General features: G+C 35.6%; 8 protein-coding genes. 1 reads left to right on the top strand and 7 read right to left on the bottom strand.

Features of this window, described 5'->3' with window-relative positions; genetic code table 11:
• Nucleotides 1-189 (top strand): transposase (locus T546_RS0120990; RefSeq protein ID WP_026893310.1); only part of this gene is annotated, 189 nt, incomplete at its 5' end.
• A 763-nt stretch (nt 190-952) separates the two neighbouring features.
• Here the strand turns inward: T546_RS0120990 and T546_RS0120980 are convergent.
• The 7 genes from T546_RS0120980 to T546_RS0120955 all read right to left on the bottom strand — a co-directional run bounded on the left by T546_RS0120980 (nt 953) and on the right by T546_RS0120955 (nt 6412).
• The gene (locus tag T546_RS0120980) at nt 953-2386 is read right to left on the bottom strand and encodes a protein adenylyltransferase SelO (protein ID WP_026893308.1); all 1434 of its coding nucleotides are present in this window, start codon (nt 2384-2386) and stop codon (nt 953-955) included.
• 989 nt (nt 2387-3375) lie between these two features.
• A complete protein-coding gene (locus tag T546_RS26500; protein WP_408643070.1) occupies nt 3376-3465 on the bottom strand; it encodes a hypothetical protein in 90 nt (29 codons plus the stop codon).
• Between the two features lie 176 nt (nt 3466-3641).
• Entirely contained in the window at nt 3642-3809 is a 168-nt protein-coding gene (locus T546_RS25610; protein ID WP_166429844.1) for a hypothetical protein, read from the bottom strand.
• A gap of 190 nt (nt 3810-3999) precedes the next feature.
• The gene (locus tag T546_RS0120970) at nt 4000-4248 is read right to left on the bottom strand and encodes a hypothetical protein (protein WP_026893307.1); all 249 of its coding nucleotides are present in this window, start codon (nt 4246-4248) and stop codon (nt 4000-4002) included.
• Nucleotides 4249-4377: 129 nt separating this feature from the next.
• Nucleotides 4378-5247 (bottom strand): helix-turn-helix domain-containing protein, encoded by an 870-nt coding sequence (locus T546_RS24155; protein WP_034600180.1) that lies wholly within the window; start codon nt 5245-5247, stop codon nt 4378-4380.
• A gap of 226 nt (nt 5248-5473) precedes the next feature.
• Complete coding sequence (locus T546_RS0120960; RefSeq protein WP_026893306.1) at nt 5474-5797, bottom strand: hypothetical protein; 324 nt, start codon at nt 5795-5797, stop codon at nt 5474-5476.
• Nucleotides 5798-5815: 18 nt separating this feature from the next.
• Nucleotides 5816-6412 carry a hypothetical protein gene (locus T546_RS0120955; protein WP_026893305.1) on the bottom strand — a complete coding sequence of 199 codons (597 nt, stop codon included), beginning with the start codon at nt 6410-6412 and terminating at the stop codon, nt 5816-5818.
• Nucleotides 6413-6432: the final 20 nt, after the last annotated feature.

The raw sequence follows: 6432 nt of genomic DNA, 5'->3' as shown, positions 1-6432 counted from the left end.
ATAGAGGGCTTTAACCGGCAGCTCCGAAAGGTCACTAAAAGTAAAACGGTATTCCCCACAGATGACAGCCTGCTAAAAATGCTGTATCTGGCAACTATGGATATCACAAAAAAATGGACGGGTCACCGACAGGATTGGGGTCAGATTCATTCCCAGTTGGAGATCTTCTTTGAAGAAAGGTTATCTTAAAAATCAAAGAGCGAGGTATTAAGACTGCCAAAGGGGAGTTTTACTTGACAACCCCAAAAACAGTTTTATAATACAAGCATGGGCAAGAACCAATGAAAAATGGCCTTGCCCATAAATAACAATCAATATTTTATATCAGTTTTTGGAGTTTACACGGACTTTGAAACGGTCTCGTTTTACTCCACATATCCAAAAAGTCTGTAGTTTCCTTCCAACTATTCAGACAGCATTTTACCACTCTTTCACGTTTCCATTGCATTTTTTTAGGCCGGAGATTGATTGATAGGGTAAAGTAAGTATATGATCTTCTGTATCGCTATCCCCAATGTACACCATGTTACGAAATGGTACTCTAACCTCCTTTGGAGAAAAATAGTCATTGACTCCTTGATCATTAATATCTAAAACTCCCTTTTCAATGCGAAATAAATACTGTGTTTTATTTGTATCATTTACAATTTCCTTAGAAAGGAACCAAGTTTTACTCAAAGAAATAGTACTCAAACCTAGAAAACAAGAGAATAGAACAAACTTTTACAGACCTTGTAGAGAGAGGCCTCTCTATGAGGTCTTTTTCTATATAGAAACATTGTAAAATAAGCACTTGTCTGACATTTAAGAGATTATAAATCAGCTTAAGAAAATGGTTCTATACTGAAAGTTGGGGTGTGCTTAAAAAGCACACTTCTAACTTTCAGTATAAAACCTTATAAGTTACGTATATGTTTACTACCAGTGATTCACATTTGGTCTAATTGTCCGCTCAAGTCCCACAAAATGTTTTATAATGACAAGACTCAGGTGCAGGCAACGTTGAAAATTCTTCTTGTTCAGGTGTATATCTATAAGGATTTTTCAAGGCATCGAGAAGCTTGTGCATTTTGCTTAAATCCCCCTCATTAGCAGCAGCCAGTGCCTCTTCAACCCTATGGTTTCTTGGAATAATAGCAGGGTTATGACTTTTCATAAGCTCTTTGCTTTCATCCTTTGAATTTGATTGTCGGCTAAGACGTGCTTGCCATCGCTCATGCCAATGATGATAATCAGGGCTGGAAAACAAAATCTGACCATCGTTTTTATCAAAAGTTAAAGACTGAAATGTCTTCGTATAATCCGCTTTGTATTGTTGCATTAGTTGCAAGATGTCTTTGATCAAAGATAGATCTTCTACTTCGTTATGATACAAACCCAACTTGGCACGCATTCCAGATAGCCAATGTTCTTGATATAAGCTCTCAAATTTTGCAAGCTCTTCTTGTGCAAGACTAACAGCCTTATTCTTATCATCATGTAAAAAAGGCAGCAAGGTTTCTGCAAAACGTGCTAAATTCCAAACCGCCATCTTTGGTTGATTTTCATAGGAATAGCGGCCGTGAGTGTCAATAGAACTAAAAACAGTAGTTGGGTCATAAACGTCCATAAATGCGCAAGGGCCATAATCAATGGTTTCACCGCTAATGGCCATATTATCTGTATTCATTACACCGTGAATAAATCCAACTAATTGCCATTTAGAAATCAGAGATGCCTGCCGTTTAATCACTTCTCTTAACAGTTGCAGATATTTGTTTTCAAATGTAGCGATGCTTGGAAAATGGCGTGTGATAGTATAATCGGCTAAGCAGCGAACATCCTCAGATGTTCCAAAACGTGAAGCATATTCAAATGTTCCTACTCGAATATGGCTTGCTGAAACACGTGTTAAGACGGCTCCAGGTAAATTTTCTTCGCGGGTTATAGTCTCTCCCGTTGTTACGACCGCTAAGCTCCTTGTTGTGGGAATACCTAATTCATGCATTGCTTCACTAATAATATATTCCCGCAGCATGGGGCCTAAAGCGGCTCGTCCGTCACCTCCCCTGGAGTACGGGGTTCGTCCAGAGCCTTTTAGTTGAATATCAAAACGTTCTCCTGAATCTGTTATTTGTTCACCAAGCAGAATGGCACGTCCATCTCCTAACATGGTAAAATACCCAAACTGATGCCCGGCATATGCTTGTGCCAAAGGCTCTGCACCTTTTGGAATTTCATTTCCTGCAAAGACATTCAAATCCAGAGGTACTCCCAAGGAAGACGCCAATGGATGATTAAAAATAATAAGCTTTGGGGCACGCACAGTGGTTGGGGATTGATTCGTGTAGAAAATTTTCGGCAATTTAGCATAGCTGTTATTAAAATTCCATTTTCCCTGTTCCATTTTTTCATCCTCCTTAAGAAACAGTATATAAAACTCTCTTAGTATCTACCTATTTCATTTTTTTATGTTTCAAATGCAGGGTTAACTTATCCATTTAGCCAAGTTTTAAGAGGAATAGATTTTACTGAGTTTTATCGTTATGAATATTAAGCAGCCATATAAGAATAAATAGAAATAAAATGAAACATCTTATACTCTATTTTAACATAATTAATAGTAGATCTACGATAAATAAATAATTATAATACTACTATGCTTACAATAGCTTTTGATCCGGAAGATGGATATTATCAGCTGGTACCCGGTACCATTCTTTGTGTTTCAAAATGGGAAATGCCAACAGAATTCTTATAAAACAACTGAATATGGTAACAAGGGTGTCATTTGGGTGTCACTTGCCATAAAAAAAACCGGGAACCCACATAAACACTAGGGGTTCCCGAAACTGTTTGTTATTCAAACTCGCAAAGTTCTTTGTACTTTTTCGTATATCTCATTCTATTTCTATACATATTTGTATAGTATATTTCAGTTTTCTTACCCATTCCATATCGTTTAAACACTTTTTAGTACCAATCCAGTAGCAAGACATTTCCGCGTCATTCTCATGGTATCCAATGGTTTGCAATCCAGTCTTTTCTAATCATAAAATGATGTGAAAGTGGTTTGCAGTTCCATTGCTATAATTATAAAATTGATTCCGCTAAAATGCAACCGAAAATATGTGCCAGTTCTAACTCATTCTGAGTAGAAAATTAATTTATTGCATTTCAATCCAAAGGTTATTAAAAACCAGAAAAGCAAACACTATAATGCAGACTCCTTCTATTTCTTCTATTCCGTCTATCCCTTCTCATCTACTGATAAACTATCAAGTAGTTACCTGTAACAAAATAATCAGGCAAATGAAAAGTTTAAAAATAATTCTTCTGTATTAAAACATTCCATCATATTATCAGTATAATAGCGATTTCCACCATTGTCTTCTATCATTTCATATAAGTTCTTTTTATATTATCCATTAGCGAGATTGTTTTCCTGCTAACCCCAATAGCTTCTACCAGATGTTTTTGGCTAATACCCTTTTCTTCTCTGTACTTCTTTGATAACAGTACAAAAAGCTACAATCTCACCATTGGTAAAACTAAGCTCTAACTCATCTAAGCATTCATTAATGGACTTTCCTGACACCTGCCTCCTTCCACGCGTAATAGGCAATGAGACTACAGTCATATGCTCTTCCACTAGTACGCTGTTACTGACTGAATGGATGCCCCACTTTCAATAGTGCAAATCGAATCACCTTTTCTTGTGTGGAATCACATCCTGAATCCGCTACAATCTGATTGATTTCATCTTCGGTCATGGCTGCATTCGAAAAGGTATCTGAATCTACGTTAAAAATGGATAAGAATCCTGTCACAGCATGTGGGTCAGGATTTTGTTTTCACTTACTCGAATTTCATTTTAATATAAAAAAATCCACTGGACGTTTCTTTGTACTGAGAATCTACGTACAATTTCTATTTAGTTTTTTATAATGGTACCAATCCGACACTCTCTAGCCCCCTTACCCGAACTACCAAAGGGGGAACACGACATCTTTTACTAATTTACACTGCTTTTTCATAGTACGCATTTGGCTTTATCTTCACCGATGCCTTCTTTGTCTCTGGATCATATTCACCTTCTGCTCCATAGCCATGTACGATTAAATCATGAATTGCAATTAAGGAGCCAATTGTAATAATCGATGCGACTATGATCACATTATCTTTTGTAATAGTACCATTGTTAAACCTTCTAATTCCCTGTGTTACTACATCTGTTCCAACTTTTGTCACGTCACTTGTATTTGTCATATGCTTATCCTCCAATGATTTTCGTTTACTTTTGTTCTAAGTTAATCATACAAGATAATTTCAAAGAAAAGATCAACAAAACGTGGAAAAAGGACCTTGAAAAAACTTCAAAGTCCTTTGGTTAAATCATTATTCTATTATCTCGTCCTGTTCCAGTAAATATCGAAGTGCATATGGATTGTTCAATTCACATAGGGAGCATATCATCTGAATACCTATTTGTTGGTTCATCTCCAGTGATAGATAGTTATCCTGCATTCCTACTATATATTTCATTGCCAAATAAAAATCTCCACATTCTGCCCATTCCATTGATGCTTTTGCATAGGCAATCAACTCCATTGCCATATCATCATACTCTTCTAGAAACTGTTCTCGTAATCTCTCTATTTCAGGATCAATTACAGTATCCCCATCTGCTAAGAGATTCTTTATTTCAAGAGGTATCGTTCCACTTGTTTTAATCATATTACCAATTTCTATATTTTTTTTATCCGCTATGGAAGTCCAACAAATGAAAAGAAGACCAAGTATATTAACTGCTGCCTCAACAAGTTCAGACTCCTCTAATGCACCAGAATACTCTTCCCAGCATCGGCTTACTAATACTTTACTTGGTGTCTCCATACCATACATAGCTTCATAAATTTTTGTATGTTTTTCGTATGCACTTTGAAAATTTTTGTTATGACTTGCTTCGTCCGAATAAACTCTTGGAAATAAATAATTGAACATCTTTTTCATCTGTTCTTTGCTTCCATGAAAATATCTCATGGATTTAAGACCTGTCAAATCCCCATTCACTAATTCATCCACAGTTTTACAATAATGATTTGCATAGAGCTGCAACTTCTGTGTATCTAATGCTCTCTCGCCTTTCTCATAAGCCGAGATTGCAGACTTACTTAAGCCTAAGAGTTCTCCTAATCCTTCTTGTGTTTCATGGTGTATCTTACGAAGGACTCTTAGATTTCTACCAATTTCCTGGTTGTCATTCATATTGTCTCCAATCTATAAAAAGCATTTCCGAACCTGATTATTTCATGTCTGCTTCACACAAACTCATCACTTCAACAATTCCTTATGCATGGATATTTGCTTGTCCAATAAATACAAAGTTAGTTATTGGCTTTGATTGTTTCATAGTAACTGCCCTTTTATGCATATTCTTCAATTCAAACCACTCTGGTACATAAAAACTAACATGTGGTTTGTCTTCTCTATACTATTTAATTTGTTTTTGCGCAAATTCAACAAATCTTGGATCTCTGTGCAATTTACTTAACTCCTTTGGTTTCAATTTTCCTATTGTATCTACTCTTTCTTTTTCAGCTGGATATATATCCCCTGTCCATGCATCTAATCTATATCCAGTTTCCCTATCATGAGCATGTGGTACAGATGGTTTATCATCCGCATCTCCTATTGTGAATTCCCAAATACAATTTTGCAATTTCTCTCTAGGTTTATATAACTGAGGTCCTGGCATTTTTTGTATTCTGCTCTTCATTTTTACGGATACTTTTTTAAGCGTTCTTCTTTTATTCATCTATGCATCGCCATTCCTCTAATTATTTTTTGATATATATTGTGTCACCATTTTATGTTCTTTGCCATAAGCATTCCAAAACAAGGAATTTGTATTGCAAGCATACTTTACTTCAATGTGTTGATATATTTCTTTTCGAGCAATTGCTGAACCTTCTTTTCCTAGAATTTCTTCTTTTGGAGCAACAAACATTAGTTTTCTAAAGTTCTCTTTCATTAGTTTATACTTCTGATGTTTTAAATCTGACAAAACATATTCATAGTTTGGTTGAAATACATTCGAGTGAAATTTACTACGCCAAACTCTACCACTGATTGAATCCCGCTTCGTCATACATTCTATATCTTCTAATATTTCGCTTACTACGTCCTCTGTTTTTCTGCTTGCAACCTGCAAGCAAATCCATTCATTCTCTTTATTTGAACCATATAGTGCCCACACATGCTTTCCAACATATTTGATTTTGATATTATCACAAATCTGTTTTAATCTTTCTTCATTATCAATTTCAGAACTATCAAATTCATATATCGCATCATGACCCTCACTTGCTCTTAATTCTTCTTCACTATATACGGTACAATCATATGGAAATTCTCCATTCAATATACACATTTTGTCACCTCTAATTTAAG

Source organism: [Clostridium] aerotolerans DSM 5434 (assembly GCF_000687555.1).
In the GTDB taxonomy this organism is placed as follows: domain Bacteria; phylum Bacillota; class Clostridia; order Lachnospirales; family Lachnospiraceae; genus Lacrimispora; species Lacrimispora aerotolerans.
The sequence above is the reverse complement of the archived record's forward strand: the minus strand, read 5'-3'. Positions and strand labels throughout refer to the sequence as shown.

What these genes read in the sequence shown, in the direction of transcription:
- T546_RS0120960 (WP_026893306.1), bottom strand. Translation starts at nt 5,797, where the DNA reads ATGAATAAAAGAAGAACGCTTAAAAAAGTATCCGTAAAAATGAAGAGC.
- T546_RS0120955 (WP_026893305.1), bottom strand. Translation starts at nt 6,412, where the DNA reads ATGTGTATATTGAATGGAGAATTTCCATATGATTGTACCGTATATAGT.
- T546_RS24155 (WP_034600180.1), bottom strand. Translation starts at nt 5,247, where the DNA reads ATGAATGACAACCAGGAAATTGGTAGAAATCTAAGAGTCCTTCGTAAG.
- T546_RS0120980 (WP_026893308.1), bottom strand. Translation starts at nt 2,386, where the DNA reads ATGGAACAGGGAAAATGGAATTTTAATAACAGCTATGCTAAATTGCCG.
- T546_RS0120970 (WP_026893307.1), bottom strand. Translation starts at nt 4,248, where the DNA reads ATGACAAATACAAGTGACGTGACAAAAGTTGGAACAGATGTAGTAACA.